Here is a 19,483-nt window from a genome sequence, read left to right as displayed (position 1 = left end):
TGAAAAATTTTGACGATGCGCGCGAGTTCACTCAGCCTGGCCGCTTCGCTCCAGCGCAGCCTGCTTGGCGGCCATGTCCTGGTCGGAGTCGGCAAAGTGCTCGGCAATCGCCCGGAACTGCTCGACACAGGCCAGGAAGGCGTCGCAGATGTCCGGGTCGAAATGGGTGCCGCGGCCCTGGCGGATGATCTCTACGGCCTGGGCGTGGGGCATTCCCGGTTTGTAGACCCGGCGGCTGATCAGCGCATCATAGACATCGGCCACCGCCATTAGCCGCGCGCTGATGGGGATCGCGTCAGCCACCAGCCCTTGCGGATAGCCGCTGCCGTCCCATTTTTCCTGATGGCTGTAGGCGATCTCCTTGGCCAGGCTGAGGAACTCCGCGCGAATCCCCAACTGGTCCTCGGCATGCTGTATGGCGTCACGCCCCAGGGTGGTGTGGGTCTTCATGACCTCGAACTCGGCCTCGGTGTAGCGCCCCGGCTTGAGCAGAATATGGTCAGGAATGCCGATCTTGCCGATGTCGTGCAGCGGCGCCGACTTGAACAGCAGGTTGATGGTGTCGGCGCTGAGAAAATCACGGAAGCGTGGATGCTCACGCAGGTGCTCGGCCAGTACCTTGATGTAGTGCTGGGTGCGGCGGATATGGTTGCCGGTTTCGTTATCGCGGGTCTCGGCCAGTGACGCCATGGCCTGGATGGCCACATCCTGGATCGCAATCACCTCGCGGGTGCGGCGTTGCACCTCCTGTTCCAGGTAATCGTTGTGGTCGCGCAGGAAATCCTGCGCCGCCTTGAGCTTGAGCTGAGTGTCGACCCGCGCCAGCACCAGCGCCGGACGAATCGGCTTGGTGATGTAGTCGACGGCACCCAGTTCCAGGCCATGGATCTCGTCCTCGGTGCCGGCCATGGCCGTCAGGAAGATGATCGGAATGTCGCGGGTGCGCGGGTCGCCCTTGAGCTGCGCGGCCACTTCATGACCCGACAACCCCGGCATCATCACATCCAGCAGGATCAGGTCGGGCAGCGGATCACCCAGCACTACGCGCAACGCCTTCTCGCCGCTGTTGGCGACCTTGACCCGGTACCGATCCTTGAGTAGGTCAGCCATGAGCATCAGGTTGTCGGGCGTGTCATCGACCACCAGCAAAGTGGGTTGAAGGGCATGGCTGTGTTGGAAAATCAAGATAGGCGGCTCCTGTGCCAGAACTGGATATTCCGGGGCAACATGGCGACTGCCACCCGGCGCAACAAAGCTTAGCTGCAACCATGGGGGTGTGCCGGGGCCCTGATCAGCGCGTGCGGCTGCCGATCAGGCAGAGTCGCGGTCTTGCAACTAGCCTTAATCCGACTATTGAAACCTGCGTCCACCACTCAACCAGCCAAAGGGTTCGTTATGACTAAAAAGATCGATCTGACGATCAGCGCAGACTACCTCAATCCGTTCGCCTCGCCAGATAACCCCAAACTCAGCGCCGAGTTGGTGGACTACCTGTTGGAGAACGCCGGGTACCACACCGAGTTGACCCTGCAGATTCGATGCCCGGAAGCCGAGCGTGAACGCCTGCAGCAAGCCATCGGCAATACCTTTGCGCAGAAGAGCGAACAACTCAAAAGCGATATTCGTGCCCAGCGGCTGGTCGCGCTGACACTGCTGGGCCTGGCATTGGCCCTGGTGCTGGCAGGCACGGCGCTGGGTATCGAAGGCACCATCCCAGTCGGCGTCGTTACCGTCACCGCCTGGATGCTGCTCTGGCGCAGCGCCGAGATTTTCTTCCTGGATATCCGGGGCGCCAACCGGCAGTTGCGTCAGTTCCAACGCATCGCCAGCGCCTCCAAGCAGTTTTCCGCTGCCTGACCCGTTCCACCACAGGCGCCACGGCCCTACCGCTGCCGGCGATAGCGTTCGGTCAGCGACCGCACCAGGGTGACGTAGGACTGGGTCTCTGCATAGGGAGGCACCCCGTTGTGCTCGGCCACCGCGGCTTCACCGGCGTTGTAACCGGCCAACGCCAGCGTCTCGTTGCCGTTGAAGCGCTTGAGCAGCCAGGCGAGGTAGCGCACCCCGCCCCGAATGTTCTGGCGCGCGTCGAACGGATTGTCCACGGCGAAGCGCTCGGCGGTGGCCGGCATCAACTGCATCAGGCCCTGGGCGCCGGCCATCGAAATGGCGTTGGGGCGAAACCCCGATTCGGCATGCATCACAGCACGGACCAGCGCCCTGTCGACACCATAAAGAGTCGAAGCAGCTTCAATCTCGCGCCGATAGGACTGGGTGTCCAGGCTCAGTGAGGCAACCTTGAAATCCTTGGGCGCCCTGCACAGATAGCAGCCCTGGATGTAATAAACTTCCAGAACATCGACCCGCGCCGAGATCCCTTCGGGGCGACGGCTGACGTATTGCCGAACACCCTTGTGCATGAAGGTAAACACCCGAATGCGCATGGCGCCCGAGTCGTCCGCCCGCACAAGGCGTGGCACGGCCATCGGAGTCGCACCGGGACCCGCCGCGCCGTTGACCTGATTGCAGCGAGCGCTGGCAATGGCCTGGCGGGTGTAGCTGATGGTCCCATCCCTGGCCTGGCACTTGAACAGGGCACTGGCGCACAGTGGAGCGACCAGCAAGGCTAGCGCGATGCAGCCAGGAAGGCCCTTGCGAGCCCATCGCCACGCTCTGCCACTCATCACATCGCTCCGCGCCGCTGGCGGGTGACCGCCTGTTGTTCCGCCAGTTATACCCCTGGTCCTGGCCCTTGTAACCGGCCTTCGGGATAAGCGGGATAAGCGGGATAAGCGCAAGGATCAAGTAACGCAACACCTGCACGCGGTGTCACGCCCATCTTTTCGGACGCATCGAGAACAGGGACCACGCGTTTATGGCCTGGACTTCGTTCACACCGAGCTGTCGCCGCAAAACGGAAGCGCGCTCGGGCTGGAACCTTATGACTGCCTGTCGCCGGATTTGATGGACGTGCTGGCGACCCATGTCGCCAAACAGAAAGGCTTGCTTGCCAGCACCTGATTGAGCGGTTGCCGCGGTGGCATGGCGAACTAGGCGTGAGGGCAGCCATCCACACCGGCTGACTGCCCCCTACTCTCAGTAGATACCGCGATAAATCGCCTGCACCTGCGCCTCGTCCATGTCCCTCGGATTACTGTCGATCAGGCGCTGCAACCCCGTCACCACATCCTTGGCCATTAGCGCAATCGAGTCCTCATCAATCCCCAATCGCGACAGCCGGGGTTCCAGTCCGCTGTCGCGTACCAACGCCTCGATGGCCTCGACAAAGGCCTGGGCGGCGCTGGCCTCGTCGGTGAAGCGGGCTTCGGGCAGCAGGTGCGCGGCCAGTTCGGCGTATTGCCGTTGCGCCGCGGGCAGGTTGAAGCGAATCATCGGCGCCATGACCAAGGCGTTGGCGTGGCCGTGAGGGATGTGAAAACGCGCGCCCAGCGGATAGGCCAGGCCGTGAATCGCCGCCACCGAGGCGTTGACGAAGGCCATGCCGGCCATCAGCGAGCCCTGGAGCATGGCCGAGCGCGCGGCGACGTCGCGGCCGTCGGCCAGCACCTTGCGCAGGTTGCCGCCGAGCAGGCGCAGCGCAGTGGTGGCCAGGCCATCGGCGATCGGGTTCTTGCGGGTGCGGCTGGTGTAGGCCTCGATCGCATGGACCATGGCGTCGAGGCCAGTGGCAGCAGTGACGCCGGCGGGCAGGCCGAGGGTCAGCAGTGGATCGAGGACCGCCACGTCCGGCATCAGTTGCGCCGAATACACCGCCTGCTTGCGCTGCTCTGCGTCGGTGATCACCGAAACCCAGGTCACCTCCGAGCCGGTGCCGGCCGTGGTCGGCACCAGCACCAACGGCAGGCGTTGGCCGCGGGCCTTGTCGCTGCCGTACAACTCCGGCAGCGTTTGCTCGCTGTTGATCAGCAACGCCACCAGCTTGGCCGCATCCAGCGAGCTGCCGCCACCGAGGCCGAGCACGCCATCGGCGGCAAATGCCCGGCCCTGGCTGACGGCCTTTTCGACCACTGCCGCCGGCGGATCGGCCACCACCTGATCGAACACCGCCACACTGCAACCGGCCGCCTCCAGCGCGGCACAGGCCTGGGCGGCGAAGCCGAGCTTGACGATGCCCGGGTCGCACACCAGCAGCACCCGCCGCACCGCCAGCCCGGCGAATTCCTGGCCAATCCCTTGCAAAGCGCCCGCCGCGCAGACGATCCGCGGCACGCTTCTGAACTCGTGATTCATCGCCATCTCCTTACAGCACCGAGGCGTAAATGGCTCGGGCATCTTCCCGGCTGACCGGACGCGGGTTGTTGATCAGCAGGCGTTGGACCTTCATGGCATCGTCGCTCAGGCGATCGAGGTCGGCCTCGCTGACCCCGACCTCGGCCAGGCGCTGGGCAAACGGCATGCGCCGGACCAGTGCGGTCATGAAGTCGATAAACGCCTCGCAAGCTTGCGCCGGATCGTCGAAACGCTGGCCGGGCAGCACGCTCGCTGCCAGTTCGGCGTACAGCGCCTGCGCCGCGCTGCGGTTGAAATTCAGCACCGGCACCAGCACCAGCGCATTGCTCAGGCCATGGGGCACATGGAAATGCCCGCCCAGCGGATAGGCCAGTGCATGCACTGCCGCCACCGGCGCGTTGGCGAAGGCCATGCCGGCGAGCATCGAACCAAGGAGCATGGCGGAACGCGCCTCGAGGTCATCCGGCTGCGCCAGCACCCGATCCAGATTGCCCCCCAGCAGCCGCAGGGCCTGCACCGCGAGGCCGTCGGACAGCAGGTTTTTCTTGTGCTGGCTGGTGTAGGCCTCGATGGCATGGACCATGGCGTCGACCCCGGTCATCGCACTCACCGCCGGCGGCAGGCCGACGGTCAGGCGCGCATCGAGCAAGGCGATATCCGGGTACAGCAACGGGCTGACCACGCCCTTCTTCTCGTGGCTGGGGGTGGTGACGATGGCCACGGCGGTGACTTCGGAACCGGTGCCGGCGGTGGTCGGCACCTGGATCAGCGGCAGACGCGGCCCCTTGGCCAGGTTGATGCCATAGATATCGCTGAGTACCTGCTCATGGCCGCAGAGCAGCGCCACCAGCTTGGCGGTGTCCAGCGAGCTGCCGCCACCCAGGCCGATCACCGCCTGGGCCTGGCAATTGCGCCCCGCCGCCACTGCGTCGAGCACCGATGCTTCCGGTGGATCGGCCTGGACGTCGCTGTACAGCGTGACCTCGACGCCGGCGTCACGCAGCGCCTGCAGCGGTGCATCAAGCAGGCCGGCGCGTTGCAGGCCCGGGTCGCTGACCAGCAGTGCTCGGGTGGCGCCGAGTTCACGGCACAGCGCGCCCAGGCGCAGGGCGCCGTCGATTTCGCAGATCACCCGTGGGGTGGTTTCAAAAGTAAAGTTCGACATGCGGATTATCCTGCTCGCACGCTGCCGCGCTCGATGCGGTACAGCGCATCGACCAGGTCAGCGGAATGGGTGTCATCGGATTCGGAGATCAGCACGCACAGGCCTTCCTGTCCGAGCTGGGCGATTACTTCGGAGAGCCGCCGCGACAGCACCGGCGCCACACCCTCGAACGGTTCGTCGAGGATCAACAGCCGGTTGCCCGGCATCAGCGCCCGGGCCAGGGCCACCAGTTTCTGCTGGCCGCCGGACAGTTGCATGGCGCGGCGATCGCGAAACTGGGCGATTTCCGGGATCAGGCTGTACACCCACTCGAGGCGCTCGGCGCTGCCTGGCAGCTTGTTGGCCCACACCGGCAGCAGAATATTCTCCTGCACCGTCAGCGCCGGAATCAGTCGGCGGTCTTCCGGCAGGTAGCTGATGCCAGTCGCTGCACGCTGGTAACCGGGCTGGGCGCGCAGGTCGGTGCCGGCGAAGTGAATCGAGCCGGAACTGGCATCGAGCAGGCCCATCAGGGTGCGGATCAGGGTGGTCTTGCCGGCGCCGTTGTGGCCGATCAGACCGACCATCTGCCCGGCCCCGACACTCAGCGAGACGTCATGCAGGATCGGCACCGATTCGATGGCGACGTTGAGGTTGCGAATGTCCAGGCTCATGCGGTTGCCTCCTTGTGGGCCCGTTGGCCGCCGGTCACCAGTTCCTGGACGCGGGCGTTGGCCAACACGGTTTGCGGCGGACCGTCAGCCAGCACTTCTCCACTGTAGAACGCGAGGATCCGCGAGACGTAGCGGCGCACCACGTCCATGTCGTGCTCGACGAACAGCACCGTCACCTGATGCCGGATCACCACCTGCATCACGGTGTCCATCAATTGGGTTTTCTCCTCGGCGCTGACGCCACTGGTGGGCTCGTCGAGCAGCAGCATCTGCGGATCGCCGATCAGCGCCATGGCGATGTCGATCAGCTTGCGCACGCCTTGCGGCACTGCGGTGACCTTGTTGTCGCGCCAGCCGAGAATGCTGAACTCATCGAGAATTGCCTCGGCACGGGCGATCCGCGCGTCGTTGCGCAACGGCCGCAGCAGCGAGGGAAACGGCGATTCGGCACCGGCCAGGGCAATCAGCAGGTTGTCGAGCACGGTCAGCTCGGGGAACAGCTGCGCGACCTGGAACGAACGGGCCATGCCGGCACGGGTGATCGCCCGTGGCGTGCGGCCGATGATCGACTGGCCGTTGAAGAGGATTTCACCTCGGCTGGGCTTGAGGTAGCCAGTGACCATGTTGATGAAGGTGGTCTTGCCGGCGCCGTTGGAGCCAATCACCCCGACCACCTCGCCCTTGCTGATGCGCACGTTGACGTCCTTGGCGGCGGTCACCGCGCCGAACTCCTTGTACAGCCCACGGGTTTCGAGAATGCAATTCATGCCTTGGCCTCCACTGCCTTGGTCGCGCGGGCCTGACCACTGAACAGGCTCCACAGGCCCTTGGGCAGAAAGATGATGATTGCCAGCAAGGTGACCCCGAGGATCATCTGCCAGCTGTGGGGCACCAGTTCGATGGCGTAGGTGCGCACCACGGCGAACAGGATCGCCGCGATGATCGGCGCCGCGACGTGGGCGGTACCGCCGAGCAAGGCGATGAAGACGAACTCGCCGGAGGTGATCCAGTAAGCCATTTCCGGGTCGATATGGCCGGCGGCCAGGGCCATGAAGCCACCGCCCAGCGCCGAGACCCCGGCGGCGGCGACGTAGTTCATGTACAGCACCCAGCGCGGCGACTGACCGAGGTACTCGACCCGCACTTCGTTCTCGCGGATCGCCTCGCACATCGCCCCGGCACTGCTGCGCCCATAGCGGTGCAGCAACACCGCGAGCACCGCGGTGACCGCGACGATGATGACGAACAGTGCCAGCGGCGCCTGGCCGGCGGCCGGGCTCCAGCCGAACAGGGTCCAGGGCTTGACGTTGAAGCCGTCGGTGCTGCCCAGGGCCGGGCTTTTCACCAGCATGCCGTAGAGAATCATCGAGAACGCCAGCGACAGCATGGCGAAGAAGATCTCGCGGTAGCGGGTCATCAGCAGGCCGAGGAGCATGGCCAGCGCGACCGCTGCCGCCACGCCGATCAGCAGCAGGGTCGGCAGGTCGCTGATGGCCAGAAAGTGCCCGCTCATGCCCACGGCGTAACCGCCGATGCAGAAGTACAGGCCTTGGCCGAAGGTCACCAGGCCGGCGCGCATTTGCATCACCACGCCTTGCACCACCATCGACTTGGCCAACGCCATGGTCAGCAGGAACACCAGCCATTGCGGGGCGATCAGGCCGGCGGCGGCCAGCAGCACGGCGACGCCGAGCAGAATCAGTTCGGTTTTATCCAGGCGCATCAGATTTTCCTCGCAAGCACGCGACCGAACAGGCCTTGCGGACGCACCGCGAGGACCAGCGCCATCACGCCATAGATCACAAAGAGTTCGAATTGCGGCGCGTAGTGCACCGCCGCTGCGCGACTCAGGCCCACCAGCAAGGCGCCAAGGGCCGCGCCCTCGATGCTGCCCATGCCACCGATGACGACCACGGCAAACGCCAGCACGATGATTTCCACACCGATACCCGGCGCCACCGAAATCGCCGGCGCGGTCAGGGCCCCGGCCAGGGTGCCGAGCACGGTGCCGAGGACGAACACCAGGGTGAACACCTTGCGCACGTTGACGCCCATGGCCTGCGCCAATTCGCGGTCATGGATCACCGCGCGCAGGACCTTGCCCTGGTGCGTACGCTCGAGCCACAGCCACAGACCGAAGCCGAGCACCAGCGACACGCCCACCAGCATCAGGTCGTAGTTGGAGACTTTCAGCCCGGCGAGCACACTGCGCCCCATCTCGGCGTAAGGCTGATAGGCGAAGTACGGGTTGACGCCCCAGATCATTTTCATCGCGTCTTCGAGGATCAGCAGCAAGGCGTAGGTGATGATCACCATCAGCACTTCGTCGCGGCCGTACATGAAACGCAGCAGGCCGCGCTCGATCAGCAGCCCGACCACCAGTCCGGCGGCCAGTGCGCAGCCGAGCATCATCAGGTAGCCGACCCACACCGGGCCCACGCCGTTATTGAAATACCAGCCCACCAGCGAGGCGGCGGCATAGGCGCCAATGGCATAGAAACTGCCATGGGCCATGTTGAGGATGCGCATGACACCGTAGATCACGGTGAGCCCCGCCGCGACCAGAAACAGCCACGAGGCATAGATGGCGCCGTCGATCAGCACCGCATAAAGACTCAGCATAAGGTTCTACCTTGGCAAGAGTGGCGGCCATGGGTGGCCGCCACGATCGGTCAGCTGTGCGTGGCGATCAGTTGCACTGCGCGCCCGGGAAACCGGCCTTGATCCAGTCGTGGGCGCTGGTGCCGTCCGGCGGGGTCACGCACTCGCCGGCGAAGGCGATGACGTTCTGCACGCTGCCCTGCTTGCTGGCCTTGTCATAGTGGTACTCACCGTAGGCAATGCCCTGCATCGCCTGGTGGCCGCCGGCGCGGGCCATCTGCACGGTGCCGGACACCGATTCGAAGGTCGCGCCCTTGAACGCCTTGGCCATTTCCAGCGGCGCCGGCACCTTGCCGGCCTCGGCCTTGGCGTTTTCTGCGGCGAATTTCAGGCCGAGGATCGCTTGCGCCATCTTGCTCGCCGGGTAAGTCGGCGCGGCTTTGTAAGCTGTTTGATAAGCCTCGGTGAACCAGTTATTCAGCGGGTTCTGCGGGGCGAAGGCGCCGAACGGGCCGCGACCGCCGATGATCATGCCGTTGGGCGCCTGGTCCTTGTAGCGTGCCAGCGCCGACTCACCGCAGGTCAGCACCGAAGTGGCTTCTTCCAGCAGGCCGCGGGCGTTGGCCTGCAGCACCAGCGCCTCCATGTCGCCGCCCCAGAAGCTGGAGTGGATGATGTCCGGACGCTTGACCGACAGCGCCGAGATTTCCGCGCCGTACTGGCCCTGGAACACCTTGGGCATCTGCGACTCGACCACCTGCGCCTTGGGCATGACCTGGGCCATCGACAGGGTGAAGTCGCTCCAGCTGTCCTGGCCCCAGGCGTAGTTCTGCTGGATGCCGCCGACGCGCACGGCGTCCGGACGGGTCTTGGCCAGGTAGCGCGCGGCGCCGATGTTGTCGACGGCGGCGTCGAGGCTGGTGCGGAACACGAATTGCGGGGTCTTGTCTTCGCTGAACAGTTGCGAGGTGCCGCAATCGTAGAACACCGTCATCGCCCCCAACTCCTCGGCCACTGGCGCGATGGCCAGGCAGTCGCCGGAGGAGATGTAGCCGACCACCGCATCGACCTTCTGGCGCTGCACCAGGTTGCGGAATTCCTCGACCTGCTTGGCGGCACCGCCGGCCTCATCGATGATCACCATCTCGATTTCGGCGCCGTTGATCCCCAGCTTGTCGTAGGGTGCCGGCAGCTTGCCCTGGTTGAGGTTTTCTACCAGCAGCTTGGCGGCATTCGCCGACGGCTCGCCGAACGGGCCGGCGGCGGGACCCGAAAGGAAGGTCACCACGCCAATGCGGAACTTGCCGTTTTCGGCGGCCACGGCGCTGCCGCTGAGGCCAGTGGCGAGACCTGCCGTGGCCAATGCCAGGGCCAGGGTCAGTGCCTTGCGGGTGTGCGGGACGCTTTTCTTATAGTTGTTCATGGTCATTTCCATTACGGGTTACTGAAGCTAAGGGGCATGCCCCTCGGGATGGGTTGGCCCGGCCTGGCGACGCGCGCGCACGGCCGGGTCGGGCAGCAGGTCCTGGGCGGAATACACCGACCACTCGCCGAGCATCAGTTGCGCCGGCGGGTAGTCGCTGTTGCGCACCGGGGTGCCGATGGCCTGGGTCTGCTGGATCTGGTGGGTCAGCGGATCGATTCGCGAGACAAAGCCCGGTGGGTCTTCCGGCAACGCGATCTCAAGCCCTTCGAGGGCCGTGACCAGGGATTCGGTGTCGGTGGCGCCGGCCTTCTGGCTGGCGGCGGCCAACACCATCACTCCGGTGTAGGCGCCTTCGGCGGCGTAGGTCGGGTAGCGCCCGGTCAGGCTGTGGAAGCGCTCGACGAAGGAGCGGTTGCGCGCGGTCTGCGGCCAGTTGTTGTGGTGCCGCGCCGACAGAATCAGCCCCGGCGGCGCCTTGTCGCCCAAGGAGACCAGGAAGTCGTAGTTGCCACCGGTATCGAAGTTGGCCAGGCGCGAGGTCTCGAACAGCCTGGTGCCCGCCGCCTGCTTGACGAAAGCATGGAAGTCGCCGCCCCAGAGTGCCGAGACGATGATGTCCGGGCGCGCCTGCTCCAGGGCCGCGATGTAGGCCGAGTAGTCCGGCTCGTACAGGCGTGGCCAGAGCTCGGTGACGTCGTCGAACTGCACACCGAGTTGGCGCAACGCTTCGTGCAGGTCATCGCGCGAGACATGGCCGTATTCGTAGTCGGGGCCGATGAAGGCCAGGCGCTTCCAGCCGGTTTTCGCCTGCAGTGCCTTGAGGTAATGAGCGCCGGCGGCCATCGAGGTCCAGGTGTCGTTGGTCACGCGAAAGTAATAGCGATGGCCGCTTTCCAGGGTCATGCGCGACGAGGCGTGGTCGGTGCCGATCATCAGCACTTTTTCGTCCCGGGCCAGTTGGCTGACCGCCAGCGCCACACCGGACGAGACCATGCCGCACAACACCTGCACGCCATCCTTGCGAATGAACGCGCGGGCCAGGCTGACACCGTAGGACGCCTTGGACTGGTCGTCGTCGATGATCACGCGCAACTGCGGGATCGCCTCACCGGCCTCGCGCCGGGTCCGCAACTCACTCAGGGCGACCTGGATCCCGGCGATGCTGTCCTGGCCGTAAATCGCCGCGCGCTCGGTCATCGGGTACAGGCAACCGAGGGTCAGCTCGGCTTGCGCGGCAGGCGCGCCCAATTCGACGCGACCGGCCTGCACCGATCCGGCGTGAGCCAGCAGCAGGCCGCTCAGGGCGACAACGATCGGCAGGTGGGAAAACGGCAGTTGCATAAAATCCCTTGGGGCGTTCGGGGACGCCTCTTGTCGGTTAGCGAAAGGGTTATCGCAAAGGCTGTGCCAGCCTTTGCATCAGGCACCACGAAATACCACGAAAGCGCTCTGCGATGAGGCTTTGCGTGGTACCTGGCACGTATCGGGAGGCGCCGCGAAGAAGACCGACGCGGCATATGGCGAGCAGTGTTGAGCGGCTGGCGCTCAAGCCGCGCGCGCGGTTGAGCGGTTAGCGCTCACCGCCGCGCTCGATGCCCAGGCGCTGCAGGCGACGCTTGAGCGCATGCCGGGAAATCCCCAACAGATCGGCGGCCAGGCCCTTGTGCCCGGCGCTGCGGCTGAGGGCATCGCTGACCAGTTCACGCTCGGCCCGCTCCAGTTGGTGATCCAGCGCCGCCAGCGAGGCCGGCGCCGGCTCGGCGGATTGCAGATGGGCCGGTAGTTGGGCGCTGCCGATGGTTTGCCCGGGCAGCAGGATGGTCAGGCGTTCGATCAGGTTCTTCAGCTCGCGCACGTTGCCCGGCCAGCGATGGCTTAACAGGGTGGCGGCGCTGTCAGCGGCAAAAGCGATGGGCGCGACTTTTTCCTCGCGACCCTGATGCGCGGCGAAATGCCTGGCCAGCAGCAGGATGTCGTCACCGCGCTCGCGCAACGCCGGAATGTCCAGGGTAATGACGTTGAGGCGGTAGAACAGGTCTTCACGAAACCGCCCCTGGCGCACGTCTTCGGCAAGGTCGCGGTTGGTCGCCGCCACCACCCGCACATCGGCACTGCTGGCCTGGCTGGCACCGACCGCACGGTAGCTGCCGTTCTCGAGAAAGTGCAGCAGCTTGGCTTGCAGGGCCAGGGGCAATTCGCCGATCTCGTCGAGGAACAGCGTGCCCTGGTGCGCCTGGGTCACCAGGCCGATACGTTTCTGGTGGGCGCCGGTGTAGGAACCCTTCTCCGAGCCGAACAGCTCGGCTTCGATCAATTGCTCCGGCAGCGCCGCGCAGTTGACCTCGATAAACGCCTGGCCAGCCCGCGAGCTGTTGGCGTGCAGCGCCTGGGCCACCAGGGTCTTGCCGGTGCCGGATTCACCGAGCAGCAGGATCCGCGTCGCCGAGCTGCGGGCGATCCGTTGCAGCGCCGCATTGAGGTTGGCCATGACCAGGCTCTGGCCGAGCAAGGCGCCCTGCTCTGCCGCGCTGCTGGCAACGGCGTCGGGCCGCTCGAGGGCCGCGCCGATGGTCGCCAGCAAGTCGTCGAGCTCGAAGGGTTTGGTCAGGTAGTCGGTGGCCCCGCCCTTGACCGCTTGCACGGCGGCGCGGGTGTCGCCATGGGCCGAGATCATGATCACCGGCAGCTCTGGGCGCAATTTTCGCAGGCCCTCGAGGGTGGCGATGCCGTCGATGCCCGGCAGGCCGAGGTCGAGCAGGACGATGTCCACCTCGACCTTGCTGTCGGCCAGCAGCTCCAGCGCCGCCTCGCCGCTGTACTCCGCGCGGGGCAACATGCCCTCGCCGCTCAGGGCGTAGCTCAGCGAGCGCACCAGCGCCGCTTCGTCATCGACGATCAGTACATGTGTTTCGGACATCGGTCGCTCACTTCAGATAAGTCGCGGCGGGCGCGGGGAAATCCAGGGTCACCACGGTGCCGGCGCCCGGGGTGCTTGCCAGTTCCATGCGCGCGGCGTTGGCTTCCATTAATTGCTGGCAGATGCTCAGGCCCAAGCCGGTGCCACGGGCCTTGAGGGTAAAAAACGGTTGCCGCACCTGGTCCAGCGCGGTCGCGGGAATGCCGCAACCCTGATCGACCACGGTCACACAGACCCGTTCGCCCCAGGCCTGGCCGGTGATCAGCACCGACTGCCCGGCTTCGCTGGCTTCGACGGCGTTGAGGCACAGGTTGAGCAGGATCTGCTGCGCCTGATCCGGGTCGACCCACAGTTGCAGACCGGCCTGGCACTGGCAGGAAAATTCGATGCCCTTGGCCTCGGCCTCAGGCGCGACCAGGCGCAGAATGCGCGCCAGCAGGGTTTCAAGGTCCAGCACCTGGGGGATCGCCGGGTGCGGACGGCCGTATTCCAGCAGGTCGCTGGTAACGTGGGACAGGCGGTCGATTTCCTGGCACAGGTCGCTGAGCAGTTCGCGCCGCTGGCTTTCCTGTTCCCTTCGGAGCAAGGCCTGGACCGTGGTTTTCATGGTCGCCAGCGGGTTGCGCACCTCGTGGGCGACGCCGGTGGCGAAGGTCCCGAGCACGGCGAGTTTTTCCGCGCGCACCGTGCGTTCCATGACATCCGCCAGGCGCCCGGCCATGACATTGAACGCACGGGTGACCCGGCCGATTTCGTCATCATGGGTCTGTTCCGCCAGGCGATAGCGCAGATCCCCCGAAGACAACTGATGCGCCCCTTCCACCAGCGAGCCGACCCGCGTGCGCAATTGCCGCGACAGGGTGAAGAAGACGATCAGGATAAAGCCGATAAAGCCCACGGCAACCAGGTACAACCAGCCGCGCGCGTCGTCCAGCGGCTTGAGGATCGCCCCCGGTTGCACGCTGAACACCACTTGCCAGCCGGGCAAGATCACCGGCCCTTCGCGCCAGTCGCTCGGCGCCTTGACCTGGCGTCCGGTAGCATCGATAAACGCCCCGCCCGGCACCCGCAGCAAGGGTGTGACCACGCCGTTCAGGCCGGAGCTGACCAGCAGCTCACTGAGGGAGGCCAGGCGCAAATGCAGGCCGATGCTCACGCGGTGATCCTGGCGGCCATTGCGGATGGTCTTGCGAATCAGCAGCCAGCCCGAGCGCCCGGCCTGGGGCAGCAGCGGGCCGATCACCTCGACATCACCGACCCGCTGGCGCGCCAGGCCGTCCAGCGACCAGGCTTCGCGGCCCCAGTACGGCGCGCCCGATGCGGCCTGCCCGGGCAACACCTTGAGCAGGCGATCCTGCTCGTCGAAAAACAGCACGCCGTAGAGAAACGGCAGCTCGCCTTCGAGCTTGAGCAAGGCATCGACATCACCGGCCGGGTGCGTCGGGTCGGCGATGAAGTCGGGCATGTTGGGGTGATTGGACAAGGCCGAGAGCTGGTAGAAACGGTCGTCGAGAAACGACGACAGGCGATTCGCCGTGGACAGCGCCTGGGCATCCAGGCGTTCGCCGGTCAGGCGGTTGAGCAAGTCCTTGGCCAGTTGCTCATAGAGCACCGCCAGGCCAATCAGCGCCAGGCCCATGACCACGATCGACAGCAAGGTGTAGCGCGCCACCAGGCTGCGGCGCGGCCGGGCCAGGCGTCGCCAGAACGGGCGCGCGGAGAGTTGGATATCCATGGAGTTTGTAATTGTTGTTCATGTGATGTCGGGGGAGCATAAGGACCGCGGGTCGCAATTGTCCATGGTGCCGTTGCCCGCGCCATCTGCCCGACGCCGCAAAGCTGCTATCATCCGCGCCTTCACCCGCCGAGCCGCAGACCATGAACCGTCGCAAGAAAATCAAGCAGTTACTCGAAGCCCACGCCAAGAAGGCGAGTGCCAAGCTGGCGCCGAAGAACAAGCCCAAGTACATCAGCAAGGCCGACCGCCTGAAGCTGGCGGCCGAGACGATCGAGGACACCGGCGTCAGCGTCGACAGCTGAGTGTCAGTCGATGTGCGGCTCGTGACTGAAGTCGAGCAGCGCCATGAAGCGTTCGATCAGCGGTGACGGGTTGTGCGCATGCCAGCTCATGTACAGGCCGACCGCAGGGTTGCCGGCGGCGCTGACCGGGGCCAGGCCGCGAAACACCACCTTGTCCCCCGCCACCGTGTTGGCGATGGATTCCGGCACCAGGGCCACGCCAAACCCGCAGGCCACCAGCCCCACCAGGGTCTGCATCTGCGCCGCCTCCTGCACCACTTTCGGAAAAAAACCCGCGGCGTCGCACAGGGCGATCAGTTGGCTGTAATAGCCGATGCCCAGGCCGGCCGGGGTGAACACGAAGTCTTCCTCAGCGAAATCGGCCAACTGCACCGGGCCGCCCACGGCCTTCGGATGATCGGCGGGCAGCGCAATGACGATCTGCTCGTCGAGCACCAGGCGCGTCTCGATATTCGCCGCGGTCATCGGCAGGCGCCGGCGAAACGCGATATCGGCCTCCCCCGCGACAATCGCATCGGCCTGGTTGGCCGAGGGCATTTCCCTGATCACCAACTGCACCTGGGGCAATGCCTGGCGAAACTGTCTGAGGCTGTTGAGCAACGAGGGGTAGCCGGAAATCGACACCGAGGTGATCGTCAGCTTGCCGGCAACCCCCGCCGCCACCTGGCGAGCATGCTCGACGCCCTGCTCCAGCTCCTTGAGGGTGCGGTAGGCGGCGCTGAGAAAGGCGCCGCCGGCCGGTGTCAACTTGACCTCGCGCTTGTCGCGGATAAACAGGCTGAACCCCAGCTTGCCTTCCAGCCGGCTGATGGCCTGGCTCAGCGGCGGCTGGGCCATGTGCAGGCGCTGCGCGGCCTTGTGGAAGTGCAGCTCCTCGGCCACGGCGACAAACTGCCGGAGCAGGCGGGTTTCGATCATTGCTGGGGGTCCTTCGGCTGTGCGGGTCGAGGCGAGGGTCGGCAGGCAAGCCTCTGATATGCATAGGGTATCAAGTGCGTCGCTGATTAGTATTAAACAAGCCGAATAACCGTTGTTATGGTGGGGAGATATTTGGCTGGGGCATGCAATGAACTTCACGGGAAAAACCGCCATCGTCACCGGCGCGGGACGTGGCCTGGGCTTGAGCTACGCGCGGGAATTGGCCAGGCGTGGGGCCAATGTGGTGATCAGCGATATCGGCGCCGACCGTCTGGGCGCCGGCAGCGACGCATCGATCGCCCTGCAGGCCGCGCAGATGCTCGAGGCCGAGGGCTGCAAGGTGGTCGGCCATCACGGCGACCTGTCCAGCGAAGCCGGCTGCCGGCAGTTGATCGACACCGCCATCGAGGCGTTCGGGCAGTTGGATATCCTGATCCACAACGCCGGCTGGGTGGGTTATCAAGGGATTGAGAGCACTGACGCAGGGTTTCTCGAGCGCGCGCTGGAGATCAATGTCCATGCCCCCATTTGGTTGTGCAAACATGCCTGGCCCTATCTGCGCCAGGCCAGCGACGCGCGGGTGATCCTCACCACCTCGGACCGGGCGATGTACCAGCAGTATGCGCAGGCCGGGCTGGTGGCCTATTCCGCGGGCAAGATGGCGCAGTTGGGAATCATGAATGCGTTGAGCATTGAAGGTGCGGCGGACACCATCATGGTCAACGCCATTTCACCGGTGGCCAGGACGCGGATGTGGGGCGAGACCGGCGAACCGCACAACCTCAAGCCGGAATGGGTGGTGCCGGGGGTGATCTTCCTCGCCTCGCCGCAATGCCGCCACAGCGGCTACATCCTGCGCGCCAGCAACGGCCAGTTCACCGCCACGCGCTTCGCCGAACACCCGGATGTTGACTATCCTGTGGACCTGACGCGTGTGCAGGCCGATAGCCCTGAACAGATTGCCCAGCGGTGGGATTGGATTCGGGAGAGTTGAGGGAGGGCTGGACGGGCTCAATGGCAGTTTATCGGTGTACATATCCATTCCTGCGGTAACGGCGGCTTATGGTTTCGCCCTTACGGCGAGTCCCTTTTGGCAAACGCCCCAAAAGGAACCAAAAGGTCTTGCCCCAACATCCGGCCCCCTCGCTTAGGCTCGGCGTACCTTCGCTCCGGCATCCATCCGTGGGTCATCGCCTCCGGTTGGCTTCGCTGGCACCTCCTCTCGATGACTGCGGCTGCGCCGCAGCGCGCTACGCGCTCCCCTCGGATGCATGCCTCCACTCAGCCTTCTGTAACGGGGCCGGTGGATCAAAATCAAAAGCAGCCGAGGCGGCCTACCGGCCGGCCTATTCAGGGAAGCAAGTACAACTCAATCCCTTGTAGGTGCTGGCTTGCCAGCGAAGATCGTCAACGATAACGCAGCTGTACTGGATGTACGCGGTGGTCTCAGGTTTTTCGTCGGAACGCCGCCCGGAGCAGGCTCGCTCCTACAGTGGAGCTAGAGTTTCGACAGGAATGGATAGGTACACCGACAGATCGCCATCGCTGGCAGGCCAGCTCCCGCAGTAGAGCGAGCGTTTCTGCAGGAATGGACACCGTCAGTCACCCAACGCCAGCAGGCCAACTGCCACCAAACCCGCAGCCCCCACCCCACAGTGTGAACCAGGCAACGCCCTACAGAAATTTCTCACCTGATTAATCCCTTGGTAGAGCAAAAACTCAGAGCTGGTCTATCGTCGTTAGGGTTGTCGAATTGTCCGCCCCCAAGTAGTGCATCCCTCGATGCGTGGTGCCGGACTGCACAGCAATCTGTCGCAAAGAGCGACCCACCGGCAAGGGAGCAGTCGAATGACTCGCATAGGCAAGTGGTTACCCAGGGTCGCCTTCGCGGCGACCTCCGTCCTGGCGCTGTCGGCCACAGCCGCCGACAAACCGAATATCCTGGTGATTTTCGGCGATGACATCGGCCAGACCAATATCAGCGCTTATTCCATGGGCGTGGTTGGCTACAAGACACCGAACATCGACCGTATCGCCAAAGAAGGCATGATGTTCACCGACTATTACGCGGAGAACAGTTGCACCGCGGGACGCTCGAGTTTCATTACTGGCCAGACGCCATTGCGTACAGGCCTGTCGAAAGTCGGCATGCCCGGCGTACCGGTTGGCCTGCAGGCCCGCGATGTGACCATCGCCTAGGCACTCAAGGCCAAGGGTTATGCCACCGGTCAGTTCGGCAAGAACCACCTGGGGGACAAGGACGAATACCTGCCCACCAATCACGGCTTCGACGAGTTCTTCGGCAACCTCTATCACCTCAATGCCGAAGAAGAGCCCGAACGCCCGTACTGGCCGAAGGATGATGCCGCATTCGTCAAGGCCGCCTCGCCACGCGGGGTGATCCACAGCTTCGCCGACGGCAAGATCGAAGACACCGGCGCGCTGAACAAAAAACGCATGGAGACCATCGACGACGAAACCACCGCTGCCGCCCAGGCATTCATCGAGAAACAGGCCAAGGCTGACAAGCCGTTCTTCGTCTGGATGAACACCACCCGCATGCACGCCTTCACCCACGTGCGCGAGTCGATGCAGGGCCAAAGCGGCATGCTCGGCAATGAATACGCTGATGGCATGCTCGAACACGATGGCGACGTCGGCAAGTTGTTGAAGACCCTCGACGACCTCAAGCTCACCGACAACACCATTGTCGTCTACACCACCGACAACGGTCCGAACCAGTGGTCCTGGCCGGATGCGGCCACCACGCCGTTCCGCAACGAGAAAAACTCCAACTGGGAAGGTGCTTACCGGGTACCGGCGATGATCCGCTGGCCGGGCAAGGTCAAACCGGGTGAAGTGGCCACGCAAATGTTCTCCGGACTGGACTGGTTCCCGACCCTGTTGGCCGCCGTTGGCGATACCGACATCAAGGACCGCCTGCTCAAAGGTGCCGACATCGGCGGGAAGAACTTCAAGGTGCATCTGGACGGCTACAACCAGCTGGACTACCTGACCGGCAAGACCGACAAGAGCGCGCGCACCGAGTTCTACTATTTCAACGACGATGGCGAGCTGGTGAGCATGCGCTATAACGATTGGAAACTGGTGTTCTGTGAGCAACGTGCGCCAGGTGGCCTCAAGGTCTGGAGCGAACCCTTCACCTGCCTGCGGGTACCCAAGCTGTTCAACCTGCGCATGGACCCCTACGAGCGTGCCGACGTAGTGTCCGATCAATACTATGACTGGCTGACCAAGAACGACTACCTGATATTCGATGGTGTCCGCCGGTCCGCCGCGTTCCTGCAGACCTTTGTCGACTACCCGCCTAGCCAACGCCCGGCGAGCTTCAGCATCGACCAGGTGCGGGCTGAGGTGGACAAGAAAATTGCGGAGAAAATGAAGCAGCAGTAAACGCCTCACGCCACTGTAGGAGCGAGCTTGCTCGCGAAAAACGTCAACGATAACGCGCCCATTCTGAATGTGCGCGGTGTCCTCAGGTTCTTCGCGAG

16 protein-coding genes and 2 pseudogenes are annotated in these 19,483 nt (G+C 64.5%); 5 read left to right on the top strand and 13 right to left on the bottom strand.

The genetic code is table 11. From position 1 onward, the window contains the following. Positions 1-27: 27 nt before the first annotated feature. Positions 28-1,185 (bottom strand): response regulator, encoded by a 1,158-nt coding sequence (locus tag ACZYR5_RS21205; protein WP_489091394.1) that lies wholly within the window; start codon positions 1,183-1,185, stop codon positions 28-30. 210 nt (positions 1,186-1,395) lie between these two features. On the opposite strand from ACZYR5_RS21205, the gene ACZYR5_RS21200 reads away from it, so the two are divergent. Next, positions 1,396-1,857, top strand: a complete 462-nt coding sequence (locus ACZYR5_RS21200; protein ID WP_489091393.1) for a hypothetical protein — start codon at positions 1,396-1,398, stop codon at positions 1,855-1,857. Between the two features lie 26 nt (positions 1,858-1,883). On the opposite strand, the gene ACZYR5_RS21195 is transcribed toward ACZYR5_RS21200, so the two are convergent. Next, entirely contained in the window at positions 1,884-2,684 is an 801-nt protein-coding gene (locus tag ACZYR5_RS21195; protein ID WP_489091392.1) for a lytic transglycosylase domain-containing protein, read from the bottom strand. Between the two features lie 125 nt (positions 2,685-2,809). Here ACZYR5_RS21195 and ACZYR5_RS21190 point away from each other — a divergent pair. Continuing rightward, positions 2,810-3,021, top strand: a pseudogene (locus tag ACZYR5_RS21190) (S-(hydroxymethyl)glutathione synthase); the annotation flags it as partial. Between the two features lie 75 nt (positions 3,022-3,096). Here the strand turns inward: ACZYR5_RS21190 and ACZYR5_RS21185 are convergent. From ACZYR5_RS21185 to ACZYR5_RS21140, 10 genes are all read right to left on the bottom strand, one after another. Further along, positions 3,097-4,251 carry an iron-containing alcohol dehydrogenase gene (locus ACZYR5_RS21185; RefSeq protein WP_489091391.1) on the bottom strand — a complete coding sequence of 385 codons (1,155 nt, stop codon included), beginning with the start codon at positions 4,249-4,251 and terminating at the stop codon, positions 3,097-3,099. 10 nt (positions 4,252-4,261) lie between these two features. Then, positions 4,262-5,416 carry an iron-containing alcohol dehydrogenase gene (locus ACZYR5_RS21180; RefSeq protein ID WP_489091390.1) on the bottom strand — a complete coding sequence of 385 codons (1,155 nt, stop codon included), beginning with the start codon at positions 5,414-5,416 and terminating at the stop codon, positions 4,262-4,264. 5 nt (positions 5,417-5,421) lie between these two features. Beyond that, positions 5,422-6,069 (bottom strand): ATP-binding cassette domain-containing protein, encoded by a 648-nt coding sequence (locus tag ACZYR5_RS21175; protein WP_489091389.1) that lies wholly within the window; start codon positions 6,067-6,069, stop codon positions 5,422-5,424. Next, the gene (locus tag ACZYR5_RS21170; protein ID WP_489091388.1) at positions 6,066-6,836 is read right to left on the bottom strand and encodes an ABC transporter ATP-binding protein; all 771 of its coding nucleotides are present in this window, start codon (positions 6,834-6,836) and stop codon (positions 6,066-6,068) included. Before ACZYR5_RS21170 ends, ACZYR5_RS21175 begins: the two co-directional genes overlap by 4 nt. Then, positions 6,833-7,792 (bottom strand): branched-chain amino acid ABC transporter permease, encoded by a 960-nt coding sequence (locus ACZYR5_RS21165; protein ID WP_489091387.1) that lies wholly within the window; start codon positions 7,790-7,792, stop codon positions 6,833-6,835. The genes ACZYR5_RS21170 and ACZYR5_RS21165 overlap by 4 nt, the downstream gene beginning before the upstream one ends. Further along, positions 7,792-8,691 (bottom strand): branched-chain amino acid ABC transporter permease, encoded by a 900-nt coding sequence (locus ACZYR5_RS21160; RefSeq protein WP_489091386.1) that lies wholly within the window; start codon positions 8,689-8,691, stop codon positions 7,792-7,794. Before ACZYR5_RS21160 ends, ACZYR5_RS21165 begins: the two co-directional genes overlap by 1 nt. 67 nt (positions 8,692-8,758) lie before the next feature. After that, positions 8,759-10,093 (bottom strand): ABC transporter substrate-binding protein, encoded by a 1,335-nt coding sequence (locus ACZYR5_RS21155; RefSeq protein ID WP_489091385.1) that lies wholly within the window; start codon positions 10,091-10,093, stop codon positions 8,759-8,761. A 27-nt stretch (positions 10,094-10,120) separates the two neighbouring features. Further along, a complete protein-coding gene (locus ACZYR5_RS21150; protein WP_489091384.1) occupies positions 10,121-11,437 on the bottom strand; it encodes an ABC transporter substrate-binding protein in 1,317 nt (438 codons plus the stop codon). 229 nt (positions 11,438-11,666) lie between these two features. Then, positions 11,667-13,013, bottom strand: coding sequence for a sigma-54-dependent transcriptional regulator (locus ACZYR5_RS21145; protein WP_489091383.1), 1,347 nt, complete (start codon positions 13,011-13,013; stop codon positions 11,667-11,669). Between the two features lie 7 nt (positions 13,014-13,020). Beyond that, positions 13,021-14,748: a sensor histidine kinase gene (locus ACZYR5_RS21140; RefSeq protein WP_489091382.1), complete on the bottom strand. Its 1,728-nt coding sequence runs from the start codon at positions 14,746-14,748 to the stop codon at positions 13,021-13,023. A gap of 143 nt (positions 14,749-14,891) precedes the next feature. Here ACZYR5_RS21140 and ACZYR5_RS21135 point away from each other — a divergent pair, with 143 nt between their 5' ends. Continuing rightward, complete coding sequence (locus ACZYR5_RS21135) at positions 14,892-15,053, top strand: DUF2986 domain-containing protein (protein WP_489091381.1); 162 nt, start codon at positions 14,892-14,894, stop codon at positions 15,051-15,053. 3 nt (positions 15,054-15,056) lie between these two features. On the opposite strand, the gene ACZYR5_RS21130 is transcribed toward ACZYR5_RS21135, so the two are convergent. Beyond that, positions 15,057-15,971: a LysR family transcriptional regulator gene (locus ACZYR5_RS21130; RefSeq protein ID WP_489091380.1), complete on the bottom strand. Its 915-nt coding sequence runs from the start codon at positions 15,969-15,971 to the stop codon at positions 15,057-15,059. A 148-nt stretch (positions 15,972-16,119) separates the two neighbouring features. Here ACZYR5_RS21130 and ACZYR5_RS21125 point away from each other — a divergent pair, with 148 nt between their 5' ends. Both ACZYR5_RS21125 and ACZYR5_RS21120 read left to right on the top strand, forming a co-directional pair. Further along, positions 16,120-16,965 (top strand): SDR family NAD(P)-dependent oxidoreductase, encoded by an 846-nt coding sequence (locus ACZYR5_RS21125; protein WP_489091379.1) that lies wholly within the window; start codon positions 16,120-16,122, stop codon positions 16,963-16,965. Between the two features lie 854 nt (positions 16,966-17,819). Next, a pseudogene (locus tag ACZYR5_RS21120) lies at positions 17,820-19,385 on the top strand (arylsulfatase). The last annotated feature ends 98 nt before the right edge of the window (positions 19,386-19,483 follow it).

The sequence above is a fragment of the Pseudomonas sp. F007 genome, from assembly GCF_057814275.1.
Note: the sequence above shows the minus strand (reverse complement) of the source record. Positions and strands in the feature narration are given on the sequence as shown.

What these genes read in the sequence shown, in the direction of transcription:
- ACZYR5_RS21200 (WP_489091393.1), top strand. Translation starts at nt 1,396, where the DNA reads ATGACTAAAAAGATCGATCTGACGATCAGCGCAGACTACCTCAATCCG.
- ACZYR5_RS21195 (WP_489091392.1), bottom strand. Translation starts at nt 2,684, where the DNA reads ATGAGTGGCAGAGCGTGGCGATGGGCTCGCAAGGGCCTTCCTGGCTGC.
- ACZYR5_RS21185 (WP_489091391.1), bottom strand. Translation starts at nt 4,251, where the DNA reads ATGAATCACGAGTTCAGAAGCGTGCCGCGGATCGTCTGCGCGGCGGGC.
- ACZYR5_RS21180 (WP_489091390.1), bottom strand. Translation starts at nt 5,416, where the DNA reads ATGTCGAACTTTACTTTTGAAACCACCCCACGGGTGATCTGCGAAATC.
- ACZYR5_RS21175 (WP_489091389.1), bottom strand. Translation starts at nt 6,069, where the DNA reads ATGAGCCTGGACATTCGCAACCTCAACGTCGCCATCGAATCGGTGCCG.
- ACZYR5_RS21170 (WP_489091388.1), bottom strand. Translation starts at nt 6,836, where the DNA reads ATGAATTGCATTCTCGAAACCCGTGGGCTGTACAAGGAGTTCGGCGCG.
- ACZYR5_RS21165 (WP_489091387.1), bottom strand. Translation starts at nt 7,792, where the DNA reads ATGCGCCTGGATAAAACCGAACTGATTCTGCTCGGCGTCGCCGTGCTG.
- ACZYR5_RS21160 (WP_489091386.1), bottom strand. Translation starts at nt 8,691, where the DNA reads ATGCTGAGTCTTTATGCGGTGCTGATCGACGGCGCCATCTATGCCTCG.
- ACZYR5_RS21155 (WP_489091385.1), bottom strand. Translation starts at nt 10,093, where the DNA reads ATGAACAACTATAAGAAAAGCGTCCCGCACACCCGCAAGGCACTGACC.
- ACZYR5_RS21150 (WP_489091384.1), bottom strand. Translation starts at nt 11,437, where the DNA reads ATGCAACTGCCGTTTTCCCACCTGCCGATCGTTGTCGCCCTGAGCGGC.
- ACZYR5_RS21145 (WP_489091383.1), bottom strand. Translation starts at nt 13,013, where the DNA reads ATGTCCGAAACACATGTACTGATCGTCGATGACGAAGCGGCGCTGGTG.
- ACZYR5_RS21140 (WP_489091382.1), bottom strand. Translation starts at nt 14,748, where the DNA reads ATGGATATCCAACTCTCCGCGCGCCCGTTCTGGCGACGCCTGGCCCGG.
- ACZYR5_RS21135 (WP_489091381.1), top strand. Translation starts at nt 14,892, where the DNA reads ATGAACCGTCGCAAGAAAATCAAGCAGTTACTCGAAGCCCACGCCAAG.
- ACZYR5_RS21130 (WP_489091380.1), bottom strand. Translation starts at nt 15,971, where the DNA reads ATGATCGAAACCCGCCTGCTCCGGCAGTTTGTCGCCGTGGCCGAGGAG.
- ACZYR5_RS21125 (WP_489091379.1), top strand. Translation starts at nt 16,120, where the DNA reads ATGAACTTCACGGGAAAAACCGCCATCGTCACCGGCGCGGGACGTGGC.